The sequence below is a fragment of the Anaerorhabdus sp. genome (assembly GCF_036657415.1).
Taxonomy (GTDB): Bacteria; Bacillota_I; Bacilli_A; order Erysipelotrichales; family Erysipelotrichaceae; genus Anaerorhabdus.
Genome location: NZ_JAVXGL010000016.1, coordinates 15,840 through 36,052 on the forward strand (window position 1 = coordinate 15,840; position 20,213 = coordinate 36,052).

Here is a 20,213-nt window from a genome sequence, read left to right on the forward strand (position 1 = left end):
ATGGTATCGTAGCTGCAATGCCACCAGTACTAACTGATGGATTGAAACTTGCTTCAGGTATTCTACCAGCAGTTGGATTAGCGATGTTATTAAAAATGATGAACTTCAAGAAGTATTGGCCATTCTTCTTAGGAGGTTTTATTCTTGCAGTTTATATGAATCTTAATGTATTGGCAGTATCTTTATTAGCATTCTCAATTGCATCAGCCTTATTCATAATGAAAAATGATAAGAAATCAGATAAAGATGATTTTGATGACTTTGATGATGAACCAGTTGTAGAACAAAAAGGTATTCTTACAAATAAAGAAATTAGAGGAACCTTCTTACGTTCATTCTTCTCAATGACTTCAATTAACTATGAACGTTATTGTTCTTTAGGATTCTGTTTTGCAATGATTCCAGCAATTAAAAAATTATATGCAACAAATGAAGAACGTATAGATGCATTAAAACGTCATAATGAATTCTTTAACTGTCATCCATTTACTGGAAATGCAGTATTAGGTGTTGCTTTAGCATTAGAAGAACAAAAAGCAATGGGCAAACCAATTACAGCAGAGGCAATTTCATCTGCCAAAGCTGCATTGATGGGACCATTATCAGGAATTGGTGATTCTGTATTTAAAGCTGTATTTATGACTATTTTTGCAGCTATTGGTGCTGGAATGGCATTAGAGGGTAATGCATTTGGACCAATTATCTTTATTGTTCCTAACGTATTATTAAATGTAGGATCTCGTTGGTATTTTGTAAAATATGGTCATAAGTTTGGTACACAACTTGTAAGCAAAATGAGAGAAGCAAATATTATTGATCGTTTTGTTGAAGGTGCAACAATAGTAGGTATGATGGTTGTAGGTGCTATGATTGTTGGATTTGTAAAATTCCCGATTAATGTTGTTTGGATGTTTGGCGAAAAAGAAATTATTCTTATGGATTTGATTAATTCTATCATGCCAAGCATTCTACCATTCTTACTAGTGTTAGGGTTCTATGGTATTCTTATGAAAAAGAAAAAAGGTATGTATATTTGTATTCTTCTAAGCTTTGCTTTGGGGATTATTGGGAAGGCAGTAGGATTATTCTAAATGAATAAACAAGAAGTACTTAAATGCATAAAAAATCGCCTTATTGTATCATGCCAAGCTCGTGTAGGCTGGGCAATGTATGGTAGTGATATAATGGCAGCCTTTGCGAAAGCTGCTGAAGAAGGCGGCGCATGTGGAATACGTGCCACTGGTGCAGATAATATTAAAGCAATCAAGGAACGCGTAAACTTACCAATTATAGGAATAAATAAATGTTTCTCGAATGAATTTGACGTGTATATTACGCCCACCTATGAAAGTGCAAAAGAAATACTTGATTGTGGTATAGAAATTATTGCCTTAGATGCAACATGTAGAAAAAGACCAAATGGCGAAAAAATAGATGAAATCGTAAAGAAGATTAAAACGAATTATCCCAACGTACTTATTATGGGAGAAATATCTACAGTAGAAGAGGCGAAAAACATTTTAAATTTAGGGTTTGACTTAATTTCTACTACACTTTCAGGATACACAGAGGAAAGTAAGGATATAAAGTCAGTCAACCTTGAATTGATTCGTCAAATCAAGGAAATTACCGATTTGCCAATTATTGCAGAAGGAAAAATAAAAACAGAACTAGAGGCACGACAAACGCTTGAAGCAGGTGCATATTCTGTGGTAGTTGGAACAGCTATTACAAGACCAGAAATAATTACACAAAGGTATGTAGAAGAGCTAAGTAAATTTCAACAAAGCCATTAAAGGAATAGTGAAAATATAGTGATTTTGATTATTATAAATTAAGTCATGTTGCAAGGATGTACTTCTAATAACGGAGTACATCCTTTTTTTACAGCAAAAACGGAAAGCCAATATAAAGACAAATTATTGATAATGTATTTAAAATAAATATTTCTTTTAATAACTTATTGTATTCTAGGTGAATTATGATATACTTTTTTTCGTGATTGAATAAGGAGGGTTGCATTGGGTCATTCACATCCTAATTTTTAAATGGAGTAATCCATTTTTGAAGACAGACAATGTCTTTGACAATTGACCGAAGTTTTGAAACATAAATAGGCTACGGACAGCTGGGTCAAATGCCGAATTAGCGACAAGTGTTCTTGTTGGGAGTTTAAGAAACTCATTTATAAGTTTAAGTGCTTGTAAAAACAATAAGAGTAGTAAAAGTAATTACTTACTATATAGACTCAAGAAACCTAAGAAGTATAAATAAAACAGAAATGATAATAAATAAAACAAATAGGGGAAGTATACAAGTACAATAACTTCATTATTTTTTATAAGGAGAAAATATGAAAAAAATTATTGTATGTTTATTAACACTTATGGTTTTAGCGGGTTGCGCTCAAACTGCACCTACAGCTACACCAGCTGTAACTACTACACCTGTAATAGAGGCAAAAACAGGTAATTATACAGATGAGATGAAAATCAATAAGGTTGTAGATTTAGAAGAGTATGGAGCTGATTCAGTTGAACGTGATAGTGATCATCCAGGATCTCCATATTTTAACCAACTTGATTTTTATAACATGGAATCTTCAGATACTTTGACTATTCTTCCAAAATTCAAAACTTACCAACAAACTTCAGAATGGAGTTGTGGTGTAGCAGCAGCATTAATGGTATTAGATTATTATGGAATGCTTGGTGAATATAATGAAGAAACATTGGCTGAATTCCGTACAAATGGACTTGACTATGCAGCAACATCATTAGAATCAATGATTAAAATCTTTGAAGGTGTAGGAGGATTTGAACTAGACAGTACTTATAACTACACAGAAGAAAATTTTGATGAAATTAGCTTAGAAATGATTCAAGAAAATCTAAAAAATAATATTCCAGTAATCGTTGCTTGGAATGATTGGGGTGGACATTGGCAAGTAATTATTGGTTATGACACAATGGGCACTGAAACAACACAAGATGATGTAATCATTGTGGCAGATTCATATGACACTACTGATCATAATCAAGATGGTTATGGAATATATCCAGCTGAAAGATTTTTCTACAACTGGACAATGTATGATTTCTTCACTGAAAATTATGGTATCAATGAAAGAGATCGTTTATTCATTACCGCAAAACCTGTAAAAAACTAAATTGAAATAGCTGCTCTAACAAGGTAGCTATTTTTTTGTTTATTTAGAAGATGATGGTTTGAACTTAGCTATGCATAGAATTGCGCAAAGAATAAATATAAGACAGGCAATAATAAATGGAAGGGTATTACTGATTGCGTAGAGAAGTCCAGCCAGTAATCCACCGAATATCCAACCAAGAGATTTCATACTATTATACAAACCTAATGTATTGATTGTTGATTTCTCTGAGGTAACTAAATCTTGAATAAGTGGTAAGTATAACGCATTAACACTCGAGAAAACTAAGCTGAAGATAATGAATAAATCAATCTTCTTAAATTGTATAGAAAGAAAGAGTAAAAAACTACACAAAAGAAAAATAGGCGAAAGACTTTTTTTGATTATATTTTTTCGTTGTATCCATAAACATATCACCGAGATTGACAACAGAGAAACTAAGCCAACTCCGGCTTTAACAATACCGTTTAGCGATGGAGGGAAATTGAAGAAATCTTTCATATAGTAGTTAAAACTTTGTTCATACGTAGTTTGTGCAATCGTTGTAGCAAAAGCTAAAAACATTGAAAATAACAATATTTTTGTTAATGTATTACGATTTTTGATAAATAGAAAAGGATTTGATTTATTGATAAAGTTTTTATGATTTAGAGGTTGTGATTGTTTTTTATCACAAAAGAAATAGAAAAGTAATCCACATGTAATTAAAGTTATTATTTGTGAAAAAAAAGCATATTGAATTCCAAGGTCACCAATGAAACCACCAAATAAGTATCCAAAGGAAGTACAAACAAGCGTGATTGTGGCAAAGAAAGTAATATTACGACCTCTATTTTCAATAGAAGAAATACGTACAAGATAATTAAGTGAAGAAACATTGATAGCAGCAATGAAAATACCACCAAGAAGGCGTGCCCCAATAATACTCATTTCGCTTGTTGAAATAAGAAAAAAGTATTGTGAACAGGCATATCCTAGACATCCTAACATAAAGATTAAACAGTCATTTTTGTAACTAGATAAAACGCCCCAAAGTTGACTAAAGAGAAAACTAGTTAATGCCATTGCAGCGAAAGCTATTCCAAAAATGGAAGGATTCAAATCCAAATTAATAATAAGTGAGGGAGTTACTGGATGTGCAAAGTTGAATGCCAAGTTCTGCAAAGCAAGTAAAACAAAAAAAATAGCTTCTTTTCTATTCATATTAACCGCCTTTATTATTCAAATATAAATAAAAGTTATTATATCTAAAAAGTCCATGTTGACAAACTTATTATAACAAGTTAATATTGAATTGCAAGAGGTGATCTTATGAATAATTTCAAGGCAGATAAGAATTCAAGTGTTCCAATTCATCATCAATTATACTTGTATATCAAGGACTTAATTGAATCAGGAGAATTTTCGGAAGGAGAAAGTTTGCCTTCTGAAAATGAAATGATTAAACTCTATGAGATATCTAGAATCACAATTAGAAGAGCTATTTCTGACTTAGAACATGATGGATTAGTACTAAGAAGAAGAGGTTCTGGAACAGTCGTTCAACACATTAAAAAACAAAGAACATTATCACAATTCAGTAGTTTTAGTGGTGATGCAAAGGTTAAAGGTGATAAACCAGGTTCTATCATTTTGAAGATTGAAAAGATGGAAGCAGGAGTAAAAGTTGGTGAAAAACTTAATATTGCTAGTAAATCACAAATTTACTTTATCAAACGATTGCGTTTACTAAATGGAAAATTAATTGCGTTACATGAAACATATGTACGTAGTGATTTAGGATTCTCAATAAAAAATTCTGACTTTGATACAAACACAAGTTTATATGAATTTCTTGAAGAACATGGTATTAAACTTGGTAGTGCAGATGAAACTATCGAAGCGAAGATGTCTTCTAGTGAAGTAAAAAGAGATTTATTCCTAGAGGATAATCAACCAGTGATTTATAAAGAACGTGTAACATTTGATCAAAATGGTAAACCAATTGAATTTAGTGAGAATACTTATATTGCAGATTCTTATAAATACTATGTGCATATTGTAAATGTAAGGGGTGATTCAAATGAGACGTTATGATTTTCATTCCCATTTAGGAAAAACAAGATCGGGTGATGCAAATAATGCTCAACAGATGCTAGATGACTTAAAAAAATTCGGCATAGAAAAAGTGGGTATTGTTAGCTTGTCAGCTAATAGTATGCAAGAGAATAACGATATTATTTACGATGCAATGAAAGCGCTTCCTGATTTTGTAGAAGGTTATGCGGATATTGATCCTAAAGATCCACAAGCCCATACGGAAATAGATAGGACTTTAGGTGAGATGAAAATGAATGGGGTTAAATTCATGAGTTGGAAACATGGATATAACGTTGAGAATTGCCCACAGTTAGATGATGTGATAGATCATATTGTAAAGTATGGAGTTCATATTCAAATACATGGCGGAGCAAGTCCTTTATGTACACCAATAGTGTGGTTGAAGTATGCTAAGAAATATCCTAACCACCCATTTGTATTCACCCATATCTGTGGTCGGGAATTTGGATCAACATGTATTGAAGCAATAAAAAACATAGAAAATTTCTATGTTGAGACAAGTGCTAATATGGAAGTCGATATTTTACTTCAAGCAAAAGAAGTTTTAGGAAGTAAAAGAATATTGTTTGGCACAGATTGGCCATATAAACCAACCAATATTGAAATTGAAAAATTATATCACTTAGGATTTACAGAGGAGGAATTAGAAGATGTATTTTATAAAAATGCCGAAAGAATTTGGCAATATGGAAAAATTAAGGATAGACAGAATCTTTAATATAAAAAGAAAGGAGAAAAATTAGATGAAAGTAACACACATGAGGATCGATGATAGATTGATCCATGGACAAATTGTAACAGCTTGGATTGCAGCTTCTAAAGCAACTACAATCATCGTGGCTGATGATGTAGCTAGTAAGGATGCAACCCAACAAATGCTGTTAAAACTAACAGTGCCCGCTGGAATCAATCTAATCATCAAATCTATTAACGAGACAGCTGAACTATTAAACAATAATGCTTCTGAAGAAAGCATACTTTTAATTGTTCGAAATCCAGCATCTGCGTTAGCATTGTTTAAGCAAGGTTTTAGAACTCCTGTTTTGAATGTTGGAAATATCAGTAATTCAAAATCAGAAACAGGACGTAAATGTCTATTACCTTTCATATATGTTGAAGAACAAGATGTGAAATGTTTACGTGAAATTGCGGAACTTGGAATTTCTTTAGATGTGCGAGCTGTACCTAATGACAAAAGTATCGACTGTCTTTCTTTAATTAAAAATTTATAAACATTGAAAGGGGAACCAAATGGAAGGTTTATTAGTTAAAGCTCTATTAGTAGCAATTTTTACATGGATAACGTTCTTCGATAAGTATTGTACACAATTTTTTACTTATCGTCCAATTTTTGTTGGACCAATTGTTGGATTATTGATGGGAAATTTACAGATTGGTCTAGAAGTAGGTTGTATCATTGAATTGATGTTCTTAGGACAAGTCTTCGTAGGTACTGCGCTTCCACCAGAAGAAACATTCTCAACAATATTAGCGGCAGCATTTGCTTGTATTTCAGGATCAACAGAGGTTGCATTGGCAACAGCACTACCACTTGCGATTTTAGGGCAAATGGGTATGTATTTTAGAAATATGGTCCTTTGTGTATGGACTCAAAATAGATTAGAAGCTGCGGTTGAAAAAGGAAATCGTAGAGGAATTTGGATGAATTGTTTAATTCTACCTAATGTATTTAACTTAGTTTTATTTGCAATACCAGTATTCTTGGGTATTTATTTTGGTGCAGATATGGTGCAAGGAATTATTAATATGATTCCACAAGTTATCATTAATGGTTTAACTGTTGGAGGAAAAATAATTGGTGCTGTTGGATTAGCAATTCTAATTAAGTCAATTAATGTTAAAAATATTTGGCAATACTTCATCATTGGCTTTTTCTTCTCTAGCTACTTAAATATTAACCCAATTGGAATCACATTGATAGCAGTAGTTTGTGTTGCGATGGCATTTTATAATGACGCAAGACCACAAGGGAATGAGTAGGGGTATAATATATGACAGAAAATAAAGATCTCAGAAGAGTTAGTAAAAAGGATTTATGGAAAACTTACATTTACTCTCAAGCATTTGTTAGTGGATTTAACTATTCAAAACAAGAGGCACCAGGATTTGTTTTTTCAATGATGCCAGTTATTGAAAAGGTATATGAAAAAGAACCAGAGAAAATTGAAGCCTATCGAAGACATACAGAATTATTTTTAACGGAAGCTCGATTATCTCACTTTGTTATTGGTATGACAGCAGCAATGGAAGAAAGAAATGCGATTGATCAAGATATAGACCCTGTTTCTATTAATGCAATTAAAGCGGCTCTAATGGGGCCTTTAGCAGGGATTGGTGATTCATTATATCATGGTACTCTTCGTCCTATCATGGCAGGATTAGCAGTTTCATTAGTTATTGGAAGTAATTATACAAGTATGGTAGGTCCATTACTCTTTGTCATTGTTATGGCAGTGGTAGGACAATTATTACGATATTTTGGTATCTTTAAAGGATATGAAAAAGGTGTTGAATTTGTAGCGAAGGTTCAATCAAGTGGATTACTGCAAAAGATGACACGCTATGCAGGGATTGCAGCCTATGTGGTTATTGGGGGATTTGTTTACAAGTTTGTAACAATCAATATTCCTTGGACATATAAAGCTGGTGAAACAATGGTAAGTATTCAAACAGTTTTAAATGGAATGGTACCAGGTTTATTACCATTACTTTATACATTATTAATGCTTTATTTCATGGACAAAAAGAAAATGTCACCAGTGACACTAATGCTTATAACAATGGTTGTTGGGGTTATTGGTTGTGCACTAGGTATTCTAGCTTAGTAGAAAGTGAGAATGGATATGATTATAGATTATCATTGTCATTTACCTTGGGATCGTGACAACGACCAATACTTAATTGAAAAATTAGTCGAAGACACTAAAGAAAATAATATTGATATGCGTGTAGTTTCAGCACTTGATGGATATTCAATTTCTGAACAAAATGATGCAGTGATATCTTTAGTTAAGAAATATCCAATGATGTTTATCGGATGTGCAATCATCAATCCGAAAGAAAAAAACTGTTTAGATGAATTAGACAGAGTAATTCAGAGTGGAGTAATTAAGGCTATTGAATTAGATTCATTAGCGCATAATTATTATCCAGAAAATGAAAAAAAGATAAATCAAATTATTGAAAAAGCAATAGAAAATAATCTAGTAATAAATGTATTTACTGGGTGGGGCCCGCGTACAATGCCAGCACAATGGGCGTTTTACGCTGAAAAATACCCAGCAGCTAAAATTGTGCTTCTCCATATGGGAACAACAGATTTTGGTTATGGATGTGTTGAACTTGTTCCTCAATATAATAATCTTTATGTTGAGACAAGCTGTATGTATGAATTCCCAATTTTGCGAAAAGCTTTTTCAAAAATCGATTCATCAAAGTTTCTTTTTGGAACACATTATCCACATAAGTTTACAAAATGCTCAATTGAAGCTTTTGATATTTTGAATTTAAGTGAAGATTTTAGAAATAAGCTTTATTTTGAAAATGCAATTGAGATTCTCAGTTTGCATCAAGAGGGTCGAAAGTAGACCCTCTTGATTTTTGGAGGAAATATGAAAAAAGAAGAAATTAGAATTTTACTTAATGATGAGATGAAACAAAGATTTGATGACATCACTTTGAGTAGAGTTTTAGGTGCAAATAAACAAATCGATTTAATTATAGAAATGATTGTATCAATATTAGATGATACAACATTAAGTAAAGAAGAAATGATATCAAATATTAAAAGTGTTGCATACTTTTTCCAAGAAACACGTGGTCAAAATAGTAGAGCAATTTATAATGCGATTGCGTTATTCTTATCAAATTTAGATGAAGTTTCTGAGTATAGTGTAGTCATAGAAAAGATGAAAAATGGGATTCAATCCTATCACGAAAAATCGTTGAATGATACAAAAAAGATTGTAGAATTCGCAACATCAATTTGTGAGAATTTGCATAAAATTATGATTTTTGATTATTCAAGTACAGTAAATGAATTTGTAAAAGGATTGAAACATGAAATGACGATTTATATACCCGAAAGTAGAGCGCTGAATGGAGGAAAACCATTTGTTAAAGATGCAGTGGGAGGAAATCATAAAGTTCGTTTTATTCCGGATACCACAATTTTTCATTTCTTAAAGGAATGTGATGCAGCATTTATGGGTGCTGAAACTATTTATCCTGATGGAACCGTATTTAATACGATTGGTTCAGATTTAGTTGCAGTTAGCTGTAAATATCAAGGTGTACCTTTCTATGCTTTAACACCACTAATGAAGATTGATGTTAGACCTGTTTATGGTCATATCCGTCTTTCACCAATGAGTTATGATTTTAAGTCAAGACTAGCATCTGATTGGGATGAAGAACTGAGTGATAAAATCAACTTTGAAGGTATAAAGTTGATATCGGTTAAGCCGGAATTGATCACAGCAATTATTTGTGAAGAGGGAATAATTCCTCCAGCATCTTTGTTTGAAATTGCGATGAATTATAATAGAAAATTGGAGAATAATTTATGCCAAGAGAAATAAAATTCCCCGTAGCTTTAGCGATGATACAACCAGAACCATGTCCTGGAACATATCTCAATACTGGTATGGGAATTGATGAAATTATTACATTAGCGAAAAAAGAAGTTGAAATGCTGAAGTTATATGGATTCGATGGTTACATAATTCAAAACAGAAATGATGCACCCATTAAACAAATTGCGAATCCTGAAACAATTGCGTATATGACAAAATTAGCGATTGAATTAAAGAGAGATTTTCCTGATATGATTCAAGGGATTTTGATCAATTGGGATGGGGTTGCAAGTTTAGCAGTTGCCGATGCAGCAGATTCTGATTTTGTTAGAATTGAACACACCTATACTGGTTGTGAAGTAGGTTATGCGGGATTGATGAATGCGCAATGTGTAGAAGTATTAGAACTTAAAAAGCGATTAGGATCAAAGATGCCTATCTATGCCGATGTTCAAGAAATTCATTATGAACAATTATGTGGAAAAAGTGTTGTTGATAATGCTTGGGATACAGTAATGAATGCATTTGCTGATGGCTTATTTTTAGGGGGCAAAAATCATGAAGAAAGTATTGAACTCATAAAGAATGTAAGAAAGAAATTAGGTGCGAACATTCCTATTATGCTGAGTGGGGGAGCCACTGGTGATAACATTTCTGAAATTTTGAAATACTATGATGGTGTTAGTGTAGGAACATGGGTGAAAAATGGAAACATGCGAAATCCAATTGATCCAGATAAAGCAAAAATATTCATTGACGCAATCAAGAATTCAAAGAGAGAAATTTATGATTAAGGTAATATTGACAGGCCATGGCCATTTTGCATCGGGCATGAAAAGTTCACTTGAACTTTTGAATGGTCCTAGTTTAGATGTAGTTGATATTGATTTTAAAGCAGGTGATTCTTTTGAAGAATTAGGTAATTCAATAAATAAAATAGTTGCAGACAATATAGAAGATGAATGGATTATTTTGACTGATATACCAGGTGGATCACCTTTCAAGGCTGCAGCACTAGCTAAAATAAACAATCCAAAAATACAGGTTTGCTCGGGATGTAACTTGCCTCTATTGATGGAGATTATCTTATCAAAAGATTATGCTGAAAACACAGATATACTCATTGATGGAGCAATCGAAAATTCAAAACAGTCATTAACAAAATTAGTGTTATAAAAATCCTTTCAAGTAAAGGATTTTTGTTTTACCAGAATGATTATTTTAGTCTAGAATGAAATAATGGGCTTAATCAATGAATTGTGGGTTTTTCTGTGCTACAATTCAATTGATGGAGGGGACTATGGCTTTATTAATAGATGCAATATTAGATACAATTAAATTAATTCCTTTTTTGTTTATAACCTATATCGTTATAGAATGGATAGAACATAAAGCTAGTGAAAAAATCATTGTTGGAATACAGAAAACTGCAAAATTTGGTCCATTGCTTGGAAGTGGATTTGGATTACTACCACAATGTGGATTTTCTTCAATTGCCTCTACACTTTATGTAACACGCGTTTTATCGCTAGGTACATTAATTGCGATTTACCTATCAACATCTGATGAGATGTTACCGATAATGATTTCAAACCAAGCACCGCTAGATTTGATAGTTAAAATATTAAGTATAAAATTTATAGTGGGTGTAGTAATTGGATATTTGATTGATTTACTATTAAGAAAGAAAAAGAAGGAAGAAATACATATTGACAACTTCTGTGAGAATGAAGAATGTCATTGTGATGAGGATGGAATATTTGTTTCGGCAATTAAACACACATTAAGAATTTCATTTTATATCTTTATAATCACTTTAATTTTGAATATTGGATTAAACTACATTAATTTGGAAACTGTTTTATTATCATCACCATTTATGACAACAATAATATCTGCCTTTGTGGGATTGATTCCAAACTGTGCTGCTTCAATTGTCATAACACAATTGTATTTAGATGGCTTAATGTCATTTGGAAGTATGATGGCAGGACTTTTGACAAATGCCGGTGTGGGATTGTTGATATTGTTTAGAATTAATCGTAACTTAAAAGAAAACTTTGGAATTGTGGGGATACTATTAGTTGTAGGGATAATCGTAGGATTATTATTCTAAATCATAGTTGTAATGAAAGCGCGTGGAGCGCTTTTTATATTGACAAATTAAGATAATGTACTAGAATAGTTCTTATGTGAATAGTTCAAAAATGAACTAATTGGAGGGAGTATGGATAACAATTTACTATTAGTTAGTCGATATTTTATGAAATTCTATGAGAGTTTTTGTGTTGACGTATGTAAAAAACATGATTTAGTTCAAATGGAAATGGACATCTTAGCCTTTGTTGCAAATCATCCTGGTTTGAATACTGCAAGTGATATTGTAGAAGTTAGAATGTTTACAAAATCAAATGTTTCCGCAATGGTGGAACAGTTAATTCAAAAAGGATTATTACAAAGAGAAGAAGATAAAGAAGATCGTAGAAAGATTCATTTAATCATTAAACCAAAGGCTAATCCAATAATCAAAGATATAAAGAAGATGCAACTTCGCTTTTCAAAAGAATTAATGACAGGATTTAGCGAAGAAGAAGAAAAACTATTTGGTCAGTTTATAGATCGAATGCTTTCAAATGTAATGGAAGGAATAAGGGGAAATAAATAATGGAAACAAACAATGAGTTTTTAGGGAAAGAACCGGTCGGTAAGTTATTATTCAAATTAGCATTACCAGCAATTACAGCACAACTTATCAACATGTTATATAACTTGGTCGATAGAATATATATTGGTCATATACCGGAAATTGGATCACTTGCTTTAACAGGGGTTGGTGTATGTATGCCAATCATTATGCTAGTATCAGCATTTGCAGCGCTTGTTAGTATGGGTGGAGCACCACGATCTTCTATTTTTATGGGACGTGGAGATAAGACTACTGCTGAAAAAATTATGAATAATTGTTTTACAATGTTATTGTTGATTTCAGCTATTTTGACAGTCATTCTATTATTCAATCAAGAAACATTTCTACTTATGTTTGGCGCCAGTGAAAATACAATTGGTTATGCTCTTGATTATATGGGTATCTATGCAATTGGGACGGTATTTGTTCAACTTGCATTAGGAATGAATTCTTTTATAACAGCACAAGGGTTCGCTAAAACAAGCATGTATACTGTACTTATTGGAGCGATTACTAATATTATTTTGGATCCTATTTTTATTTTTGGACTAAATATGGGTGTTAAAGGTGCAGCATTAGCTACGATTTTATCACAAGCTATTTCAGCGATATGGGTTATATGGTTTTTAAGTGGCAAGAAAACAATTTTGAAGATTAATTTGCCCGCTATGAAGTTGGATTTAAAATTAATTCTTCCATGTATTGCATTAGGTGTATCTCCATTTATTATGCAAGCTACTGAAAGTATTATTGCAGTTTCATTTAATTCATCTTTACTACGTTATGGTGGAGATATAGCGGTTGGAGCTATGACTATTTTAACAAGTGTAATGCAATTCTCAATGTTACCCTTACAAGGTTTATCGCAAGGTGCACAACCAATTACAAGTTATAACTTTGGGGCAAAAAATGCGAGTCGTGTAAAAGAAACGTTCTTTAAATTGGTTAAAGCTAGTTTTACTTATTCAGCAATACTATGGCTATTAATTATGCTAGTTCCGCAAGGTTTCGCATCCTTGTTTTCACCAGATCCGCAATTAATTGAGTATACGAAAAATGCTTTAAGAATATATATGGCAGTTTCATTTATCTTCGCGGTACAAATATCATGTCAAATGACTTTAATTGCATTAGGAAATGTAAAGGCTTCGGTTTTCTTGGCGATTCTTAGAAAAATTTTGTTGCTTATTCCACTTATTTATATACTTCCAAATATTTTTTCGGGAAACCAAACATTGGCTGTTTATTTGGCTGAGCCAGTTGCAGATATCATTGCAATTATTTGTACAGTAGCCTTATTTACAAAAGAATTTAAGAAAGCATTAAACAAACTTGAGCAAGGGGCTTAAGTTATAATCATATGATTTGATTAAGAAAAAGGGGATGGATAGAATAAAGAAGAAGGAGATTTAGAATATGTTAAGAGTTTTTAAAGAACTAGGACGTTTTAAAATTGGAATTATTTTAATTGTAATAACAGTCATTGGTAATGTGGTAGCGAGTTTAGCTTTGCCTGCTTATTTATCGACAATTATTAATACATCCATTCCAAATAAAGATATTGGACAGATTGTTTCTATTGGTGGAACAATGTTAAACTTTGTTCTATTGGGTGCTGTTTGTAGTATCGCTACAGGATACTTTGCATCAAAAATATCCATGGGCATTGGTAAAAACATGCGTAGTAATGTATTCAAAAAAATTCAATACTTCTCACAAACAGAATTCGATCGTTTTTCTACATCATCATTAATAACACGTACGAATAATGATATTATTCAAGTGCAAAATTTTGTGAATATGATGCTTAGAATCAGTTTGATGGCACCATTTATGTTTGTAGGTGGTATTATCATGGCATTGAATAAAAGTGCAACAATGTCTATGATTCTTTTGATATCAATGCCAATTATGATAGTTACAGTTTTAGTTATTGGTAAATTCGCAACACCGTTATCAAAGAAGATGCAAGAGAAAATTGATAAGATAAACCTTGTGACACGTGAAAAACTTACAGGAATACGAGTAGCACGTGCCTTTGGTACAGAAGATTATGAGACAGAACGGTTTAGAAAAGTGAATTTAGATTTTATGAATAATTCAATTAAGATGAATACACTCATGGGAACTATGACACCTGTTCTTTCATTAATCTTGTATGCGACAAACGTAGCTCTACTTGCGTTTGGAGGATTTCAAATTATAAATACAATCAATGGAATTATGATTGGTGATGTTATTGCGGTTATTCAATACGTTATGCAGATCATGATGTCAGTTATGTTATTATCGATGATTTTTGTTATGTATCCTCGTGCAGCAGTTTCAGCAGAACGTATTAATGAAGTTATGGATACACTTGAAGTTATTCAAAATCCAAAAGAACCAGTGGAAATGCCTAAAGAAAAAGGGTATTTAGAATTTAAAGATGTTAGCTTTAAATTTCCAGGGGCGGATCATAGTGTATTGAAAAATATTAGTTTTAAATCAAGCCCAGGAGAAATTACTGCAATTATTGGTAGTACGGGTAGCGGCAAATCTGTACTAGTAAACTTAGTTCCACGTTTTTATGATGTTGATGAAGGTGAAATCCTTGTCGATGGCGTTAATGTCAAGAACTATGATATCAAGGCACTACGTGCAAAGATTGGGTATGTTCCTCAAAAAGCATTCTTATTTAAAGGAACAATTTCTGATAATATCCAATTTGGTGATGAAAAAGCAAATGATTCTAGGATTGAAGAAGCAATACGAATTGCACAATCGTATGATTTTGTAACTGCAAAAGAAGGTGGATTTGAAGCGCCAATTGCTCAAGGTGGTTCCAATGTATCTGGCGGACAAAAACAACGTCTTGCGATTGCTCGTGCTATTGTTAGAAAACCAGAAATTTATATCTTTGATGATTCATTCTCTGCACTTGATTTTAAGACGGATGCAGCTTTAAGAGAAGCACTGATGAAAGAGGCACAGGATGCAACAGTATTACTAGTTGCACAACGTGTTAGTACAATTATGCATGCAGATCGTATTCTTGTTATGGAAAATGGTGCATGTGTTGGTATGGGCTCACATAGCGAACTTCTTAAAACATGTAAGGTATACCAAGAAATTGTATACTCTCAATTAAGTAAGGAGGAAGCATAATATGAAAAAGAGCAAGTCATTAGATTTTAAGATAATCTTTGGACGATTATTTGCTTTCATGAAGCCATATCGCAAAGGTTTAATTGTTTCAATTATATTTATTATATTAGCATCTATGTTTAACAGTTTTGCACCATTTATTTTAGGTAAAGCGACAGATGCGATGATTCATCTTGTGGTTGATGGGGCACCATCAGCTGTAGGTATACGCAACTTTATTACAATATTAATAATTTTATCAATTTGTTATATTCTATATGCACTATTCAAATATCTTAGTACACATATCATGGTGCGTGTATCACAAAAAACAATTTTCGATATTCGTAGTCGTGTTGATGAAAAATTAAAAAAATTACCACTCAATTATTTTGATACAAATACATATGGCGATATTTTAAGTAGAATTACAAATGATGTTGATACAATTTCCAATAGCTTGCAACAAAGCTTAGATCAAATAGTTACAGCTGTTACATCATTGATATTTATTCTAATAATGATGTTGGCGATAAGTCCAATTTTAACATTGATTGGTGTTATTACAGTTCCGTTAGCATTAATAATTTCAATGAAAATTGCACAAACAGCCCAACGCTTTTTTAAGGAACAACAAGACACCTTAGGAGATTTAAATGGCTATGTTGAAGAAATGTATACTGGTCATAATGTAATCAGTGCTTTTGGTAAAGAGGAAGATGTAATTGATGATTTTGAAGTGACAAACCATGATCTATATCAAAGCGGTTGGAAATCTCAATTCTTATCTAGTACATTAATGCCAATTACACAAGCAATGACAAACCTAGGGTATGTCGCAGTTGCAGTAGTGAGTGCTATTCTTGTGATTTCTGGTCGTATGACCATTGGTATGATTCAATCGTTTATTCAATATCTTCGCCAATTTTCTCAACCAATTAATCAAACAGTTCAAATTTCAAATGTTCTTCAATCAACAGCAGCGGCAGCAGCACGTATCTTTGAATTCTTAGATGAAAAAGATGAAATTAGTGAAAAAGAACCTGCACTTTATCCAAAAGTCATTGATGGTACAGTCGATTTTGAATATGTTAAGTTTGGATATTTACCATATCAAACATTAATGAATGATGTTTCATTACATGTCAATGCCGGAAGTAAAGTGGCAATCGTTGGACCTACTGGTGCAGGAAAAACTACGCTAATTAATTTACTTCTCCGCTTTTATGATATCAACGATGGTAGCATACGAATGAATGGTGTTGATGTTCGCGATATGAAACGCGCAAAGTTGCGTGAAATCTTTGGGATGGTTCTTCAAGATACATGGTTATTTACCGGAACAATTCGTGATAATATCCGTTATGGTCGTCTAAATGCAACTGATGAAGAAGTAGAAGCAGCTACTAAGGCAGCACATGCAGATGAGTTTATTAAAATGCTTCCTGGTGGTTATGATATGGTTCTTCAAGAAGGTGCAACCAATATAGCTCAAGGTGAAAGACAATTATTAACGATAGCACGTGCAATCTTGTCAGATGCCCCAATTATGATTTTAGATGAAGCTACCTCTTCAATAGATACGCGTACAGAAGTATTAATACAAGATGCAATGGCAAATCTAATGAAAGGTCGTACAAGTTTTGTAATTGCCCATCGACTATCAACAATTCGTGATGCAGATATGATTATCTACATGCAAAATGGAGATATCAAGGAAACTGGAACACATGATGGTTTACTTGCAAAGGGTGGCTTATATGCAAATCTTTACAACAGTCAATTTGCTGAAAATAATGGATAAAAAAGGATGGCTTATAATGAGCCACCCTTCTTTTCATTTGGATTAATTTTTGAATAGTAAACAACATCATGGAATTTATCATGATAATAAATTTCATCAATACAAATTCCTTCTTTTGTACAACCAAGTTTTTCCATAACACGAATTGATGCAGTATTATCGACAATTGCACTATAAGATATTTTATGGAAACAACATTCTTGATAAAGATAGTTTTGAATTGCTTGAAGAGCTTCTGGAACATATCCTTTTCCCCAATAGGGTTGACCGATTGCATAGCCTAATTCAATCGATCTTGCTTTCTCATCGTGTGTTTGTTCGATAATGAAACCAATTGTGGTATTATCGACAACAATAGCCCAACACAATAAACCACTTGCGATACGAGTAAAAAGAGAGTCTAATGTAAAATCTTCATAATGTTCATAATAGGCAGTTAAGAAATACTTTAACACTTCTTGATTGTGATTTATATTATCAAAAATATCTCTTTTGTCTTCTAATGATAAAGGTCTAAGTAAACAGCGGGTAGTTTTGATAATTTTTGTTCCTTGAGTTAAATCTAAGTTCATAGTATTTCTCCTTTTTGACATATTATCATGAGCATAAATAAAGGTAAAGAAGCAAAAATATGATAAACTGTGAATAATAGGAGGTACAGTTATGATAACAGGTTATGTTGGAACATATACATCCGATTTAAGTCAAGGGATTTACCGATTTGAATTAGATGAATCTACAGGTGTTTTATCAAATAAAGTTTTGTTTAAAAAAGTTAAAAATTCTAAATATATTGCATGCAATGATGAATACATTTACTCACTCTATGATGATGAAGATGGATCAGGAGTATTGGTAATGAACCATGAGGGTGATTTGATAGATTCAATTGTTTTTGAGAAGGTTACCTCATGTTTTATCGCTTTTAAAGGTGATGATATTTATACAGCGAATTATCATGAAGGGACAGTTTCTAAAATAAGATTTGATGGTAAGAAATTGCATTTTATAAAAACGTTAAAAATAAAGGATATGGCAGGATGTCATCAAGTGATTTTCTTTCAAGATAAACTTCTAGTACCATGTTTGTTTTTGGATGAAGTGAAGATATTAAATGAAGATTTAGAAATCATTGATTCAATAACATTACCTAAAGGAAGTGGTCCACGTCATGGAGTCATTTCAACAGACAATAAACGATTATATTTGAATACAGAGTTAAGTAATGAGTTATTTACATATGAAATTGTGGATGGTGTATTTGAATGTATTCATCAAATGTCAATTCTTCCAAACAGTGAAACAAATAAAGAAGGAACTGCGGCACTTCGTATTAGTCGTAATGGAAGAAAGCTATATATTTCAACACGTGGTTTAAATATTATCTCAGTAGTAGATATTGGTGGCCATTTGCCTAAATTATTGCAATTTGAACAATCGGGTGGTAATCATCCAAGAGATATATTAGATGTTGCTAATGATAAATACTTATTGGTTGCGAATCGATTTAGCAATGAGTTGTTAGCGTATCGTTTACTACAAGGACGAATAGGAATCGTAACTTCTAAATTGGATATTCCTGAAGGTGTATCAATTGTGATGAAAGGAGATCTCAATGACTAAAAATGATATCGGTGTAATTGGTTTAGGAACAATGGGTAAAAATTTAGCTCTAAATCTTGCAAACAAAGGATTTAAAGTAGCTGGATTTAACCGTACATATGTTATAACCAAGGAAATTGAAAATGAAAAACATGATAATTTTAAAGGATATGAAGAAATATCTGAATTTGTAGATTCTTTAGAAAAACCAGCAAAGATAATTGTGATGGTAAAAGCTGGAGAACCAGTTGATATGGTATGTGATCAATTGCTTGATTTCTTGATTGAAGGAGATATTATCATCGATGCGGGTAATTCTTATTTTAAGGATACAATGCGTCGCCATGACTTTATTGAATCAAGAGGAATTTTCTATTTTGGTGTTGGGGTATCAGGTGGAGAAAAAGGTGCACTTCTTGGACCAAGTATTATGCCAGGCGGTGATAAAGATGCATATGATTTAATCAAACCATATTTAGAAACAATTGCCGCTCAAAAGAATGGTGAACCATGTTGTACATATATTGGGCCAAATGGTGCTGGACATTATGTAAAAATGGTTCATAACGGTATTGAATATGCGGATATGCAATTAATTGCAGAAAGTTATTTATTACTAAAAGAAATTGGTCATTTTTCAAATCAAGAAATGGCAGATATTTTTGAAGAATGGAATAGTACAGAATTACGTAGCTACTTAGTTGAAATAACAGCTAAAATATTGAGAGAAAAAGATGAATTAACAGATTTAGATTTAGTCGATATGATTGTTGATAAGGCGAGTCAAAAAGGAACTGGTAAATGGACGATTCTTGAAGCTATCAATCAAGATTTCAATGTCTCTTTGATTCAAGCGGCAGTTCAAGCACGGATTACATCAAATCTTGTAGAACGTGATATTTTCTCAAGAGCTTTCTTGGTTCCAAATGGAAAAGAAATTAATCCTAAAGTATTTAAAGAAGAAGTTAGAAAAGCCTATACACTTGGAAAACTTATAGCATATGCACAAGGTTTCTCCTTGATGTACGATGCATCAATTCGTTATGATTGGCAATTAGATTTAGGTAAAATTGCTTCTATCTTTAGAGCAGGGTGTATTATTCAAGCAGAATTATTAGAAGTTATTATGAA

General features: G+C 32.4%; 21 protein-coding genes. 19 read left to right on the forward strand and 2 right to left on the reverse strand.

The features are described 5' to 3' along the window. The 3 genes from RSB60_RS03840 to RSB60_RS03850 all read left to right on the forward strand — a co-directional run. Positions 1-1,091: PTS system mannose/fructose/sorbose family transporter subunit IID (locus RSB60_RS03840; protein ID WP_332614659.1), on the forward strand; the 1,091-nt coding region annotated here is incomplete at its 5' end. Further along, a complete protein-coding gene (locus RSB60_RS03845; RefSeq protein WP_332614661.1) occupies positions 1,092-1,796 on the forward strand; it encodes an N-acetylmannosamine-6-phosphate 2-epimerase in 705 nt (234 codons plus the stop codon). 557 nt (positions 1,797-2,353) lie between these two features. Continuing rightward, positions 2,354-3,169 carry a C39 family peptidase gene (locus tag RSB60_RS03850; RefSeq protein WP_332614663.1) on the forward strand — a complete coding sequence of 272 codons (816 nt, stop codon included), beginning with the start codon at positions 2,354-2,356 and terminating at the stop codon, positions 3,167-3,169. A 39-nt stretch (positions 3,170-3,208) separates the two neighbouring features. On the opposite strand, the gene RSB60_RS03855 is transcribed toward RSB60_RS03850, so the two are convergent. Beyond that, positions 3,209-4,372 (reverse strand): MFS transporter, encoded by a 1,164-nt coding sequence (locus RSB60_RS03855; RefSeq protein ID WP_332614665.1) that lies wholly within the window; start codon positions 4,370-4,372, stop codon positions 3,209-3,211. Positions 4,373-4,480: 108 nt separating this feature from the next. Here RSB60_RS03855 and RSB60_RS03860 point away from each other — a divergent pair, with 108 nt between their 5' ends. The 14 genes from RSB60_RS03860 to RSB60_RS03925 all read left to right on the forward strand — a co-directional run bounded on the left by RSB60_RS03860 (position 4,481) and on the right by RSB60_RS03925 (position 17,480). Next, positions 4,481-5,245: a GntR family transcriptional regulator gene (locus RSB60_RS03860; RefSeq protein WP_332491084.1), complete on the forward strand. Its 765-nt coding sequence runs from the start codon at positions 4,481-4,483 to the stop codon at positions 5,243-5,245. After that, complete coding sequence (locus RSB60_RS03865; protein WP_332491082.1) at positions 5,232-5,987, forward strand: amidohydrolase family protein; 756 nt, start codon at positions 5,232-5,234, stop codon at positions 5,985-5,987. The genes RSB60_RS03860 and RSB60_RS03865 overlap by 14 nt, the downstream gene beginning before the upstream one ends. 25 nt (positions 5,988-6,012) lie before the next feature. Next, positions 6,013-6,501 carry a PTS system mannose/fructose/N-acetylgalactosamine-transporter subunit IIB gene (locus RSB60_RS03870; protein WP_332491080.1) on the forward strand — a complete coding sequence of 163 codons (489 nt, stop codon included), beginning with the start codon at positions 6,013-6,015 and terminating at the stop codon, positions 6,499-6,501. Between the two features lie 19 nt (positions 6,502-6,520). Next, on the forward strand, positions 6,521-7,270 hold the full coding sequence (locus tag RSB60_RS03875) for a PTS mannose/fructose/sorbose/N-acetylgalactosamine transporter subunit IIC (protein WP_332491078.1): 750 nt from the start codon (positions 6,521-6,523) through the stop codon (positions 7,268-7,270). Positions 7,271-7,281: 11 nt separating this feature from the next. Next, positions 7,282-8,115 (forward strand): PTS system mannose/fructose/sorbose family transporter subunit IID, encoded by an 834-nt coding sequence (locus RSB60_RS03880; protein WP_332491076.1) that lies wholly within the window; start codon positions 7,282-7,284, stop codon positions 8,113-8,115. Positions 8,116-8,127: 12 nt separating this feature from the next. After that, entirely contained in the window at positions 8,128-8,877 is a 750-nt protein-coding gene (locus RSB60_RS03885; protein ID WP_332516302.1) for an amidohydrolase family protein, read from the forward strand. 24 nt (positions 8,878-8,901) lie between these two features. Continuing rightward, positions 8,902-9,870, forward strand: a complete 969-nt coding sequence (locus tag RSB60_RS03890) for an initiation factor 2 (RefSeq protein WP_332491072.1) — start codon at positions 8,902-8,904, stop codon at positions 9,868-9,870. Continuing rightward, entirely contained in the window at positions 9,855-10,658 is an 804-nt protein-coding gene (locus tag RSB60_RS03895; RefSeq protein WP_332614668.1) for a BtpA/SgcQ family protein, read from the forward strand. Before RSB60_RS03890 ends, RSB60_RS03895 begins: the two co-directional genes overlap by 16 nt. After that, on the forward strand, positions 10,651-11,040 hold the full coding sequence (locus tag RSB60_RS03900) for a PTS fructose transporter subunit IIA (RefSeq protein WP_332614670.1): 390 nt from the start codon (positions 10,651-10,653) through the stop codon (positions 11,038-11,040). Before RSB60_RS03895 ends, RSB60_RS03900 begins: the two co-directional genes overlap by 8 nt. Positions 11,041-11,164: 124 nt before the next feature. Then, the gene (locus RSB60_RS03905) at positions 11,165-11,980 is read left to right on the forward strand and encodes a putative manganese transporter (RefSeq protein ID WP_332614672.1); all 816 of its coding nucleotides are present in this window, start codon (positions 11,165-11,167) and stop codon (positions 11,978-11,980) included. A 111-nt stretch (positions 11,981-12,091) separates the two neighbouring features. Beyond that, positions 12,092-12,529, forward strand: a complete 438-nt coding sequence (locus RSB60_RS03910; protein ID WP_332475387.1) for a MarR family winged helix-turn-helix transcriptional regulator — start codon at positions 12,092-12,094, stop codon at positions 12,527-12,529. Next, positions 12,529-13,899: an MATE family efflux transporter gene (locus RSB60_RS03915; protein WP_332614674.1), complete on the forward strand. Its 1,371-nt coding sequence runs from the start codon at positions 12,529-12,531 to the stop codon at positions 13,897-13,899. Before RSB60_RS03910 ends, RSB60_RS03915 begins: the two co-directional genes overlap by 1 nt. 67 nt (positions 13,900-13,966) lie before the next feature. Beyond that, a complete protein-coding gene (locus RSB60_RS03920; protein ID WP_332475389.1) occupies positions 13,967-15,697 on the forward strand; it encodes an ABC transporter ATP-binding protein in 1,731 nt (576 codons plus the stop codon). A 1-nt stretch (position 15,698) separates the two neighbouring features. Then, complete coding sequence (locus RSB60_RS03925; RefSeq protein WP_332614677.1) at positions 15,699-17,480, forward strand: ABC transporter ATP-binding protein; 1,782 nt, start codon at positions 15,699-15,701, stop codon at positions 17,478-17,480. Positions 17,481-17,491: 11 nt separating this feature from the next. On the opposite strand, the gene RSB60_RS03930 is transcribed toward RSB60_RS03925, so the two are convergent. Continuing rightward, on the reverse strand, positions 17,492-18,052 hold the full coding sequence (locus RSB60_RS03930; RefSeq protein ID WP_323381894.1) for a GNAT family N-acetyltransferase: 561 nt from the start codon (positions 18,050-18,052) through the stop codon (positions 17,492-17,494). Between the two features lie 91 nt (positions 18,053-18,143). Between RSB60_RS03930 and RSB60_RS03935 the strand changes: the two genes are divergently transcribed. Together RSB60_RS03935 and gndA are read left to right on the forward strand one after the other, a co-directional pair. Beyond that, positions 18,144-19,103 carry a beta-propeller fold lactonase family protein gene (locus RSB60_RS03935; protein ID WP_323381893.1) on the forward strand — a complete coding sequence of 320 codons (960 nt, stop codon included), beginning with the start codon at positions 18,144-18,146 and terminating at the stop codon, positions 19,101-19,103. Then, positions 19,096-20,213, forward strand: a 1,118-nt coding sequence (gene gndA / locus RSB60_RS03940; RefSeq protein WP_332614679.1) for an NADP-dependent phosphogluconate dehydrogenase, incomplete at its 3' end; no start/stop codon positions are given. The genes RSB60_RS03935 and gndA, both read left to right, overlap by 8 nt.

Coding starts and splice junctions, on each gene's coding strand:
- RSB60_RS03885 (WP_332516302.1), top strand. CDS start 8,128: ATGGATATGATTATAGATTATCATTGTCATTTACCTTGGGATCGTGAC.
- RSB60_RS03875 (WP_332491078.1), top strand. CDS start 6,521: ATGGAAGGTTTATTAGTTAAAGCTCTATTAGTAGCAATTTTTACATGG.
- RSB60_RS03900 (WP_332614670.1), top strand. CDS start 10,651: ATGATTAAGGTAATATTGACAGGCCATGGCCATTTTGCATCGGGCATG.
- RSB60_RS03915 (WP_332614674.1), top strand. CDS start 12,529: ATGGAAACAAACAATGAGTTTTTAGGGAAAGAACCGGTCGGTAAGTTA.
- RSB60_RS03890 (WP_332491072.1), top strand. CDS start 8,902: ATGAAAAAAGAAGAAATTAGAATTTTACTTAATGATGAGATGAAACAA.
- RSB60_RS03935 (WP_323381893.1), top strand. CDS start 18,144: ATGATAACAGGTTATGTTGGAACATATACATCCGATTTAAGTCAAGGG.
- RSB60_RS03860 (WP_332491084.1), top strand. CDS start 4,481: ATGAATAATTTCAAGGCAGATAAGAATTCAAGTGTTCCAATTCATCAT.
- RSB60_RS03905 (WP_332614672.1), top strand. CDS start 11,165: ATGGCTTTATTAATAGATGCAATATTAGATACAATTAAATTAATTCCT.
- RSB60_RS03930 (WP_323381894.1), bottom strand. CDS start 18,052: ATGAACTTAGATTTAACTCAAGGAACAAAAATTATCAAAACTACCCGC.
- RSB60_RS03895 (WP_332614668.1), top strand. CDS start 9,855: ATGCCAAGAGAAATAAAATTCCCCGTAGCTTTAGCGATGATACAACCA.
- RSB60_RS03925 (WP_332614677.1), top strand. CDS start 15,699: ATGAAAAAGAGCAAGTCATTAGATTTTAAGATAATCTTTGGACGATTA.
- RSB60_RS03855 (WP_332614665.1), bottom strand. CDS start 4,372: ATGAATAGAAAAGAAGCTATTTTTTTTGTTTTACTTGCTTTGCAGAAC.
- RSB60_RS03865 (WP_332491082.1), top strand. CDS start 5,232: ATGAGACGTTATGATTTTCATTCCCATTTAGGAAAAACAAGATCGGGT.
- RSB60_RS03920 (WP_332475389.1), top strand. CDS start 13,967: ATGTTAAGAGTTTTTAAAGAACTAGGACGTTTTAAAATTGGAATTATT.
- RSB60_RS03910 (WP_332475387.1), top strand. CDS start 12,092: ATGGATAACAATTTACTATTAGTTAGTCGATATTTTATGAAATTCTAT.
- RSB60_RS03880 (WP_332491076.1), top strand. CDS start 7,282: ATGACAGAAAATAAAGATCTCAGAAGAGTTAGTAAAAAGGATTTATGG.
- RSB60_RS03850 (WP_332614663.1), top strand. CDS start 2,354: ATGAAAAAAATTATTGTATGTTTATTAACACTTATGGTTTTAGCGGGT.
- RSB60_RS03845 (WP_332614661.1), top strand. CDS start 1,092: ATGAATAAACAAGAAGTACTTAAATGCATAAAAAATCGCCTTATTGTA.
- RSB60_RS03870 (WP_332491080.1), top strand. CDS start 6,013: ATGAAAGTAACACACATGAGGATCGATGATAGATTGATCCATGGACAA.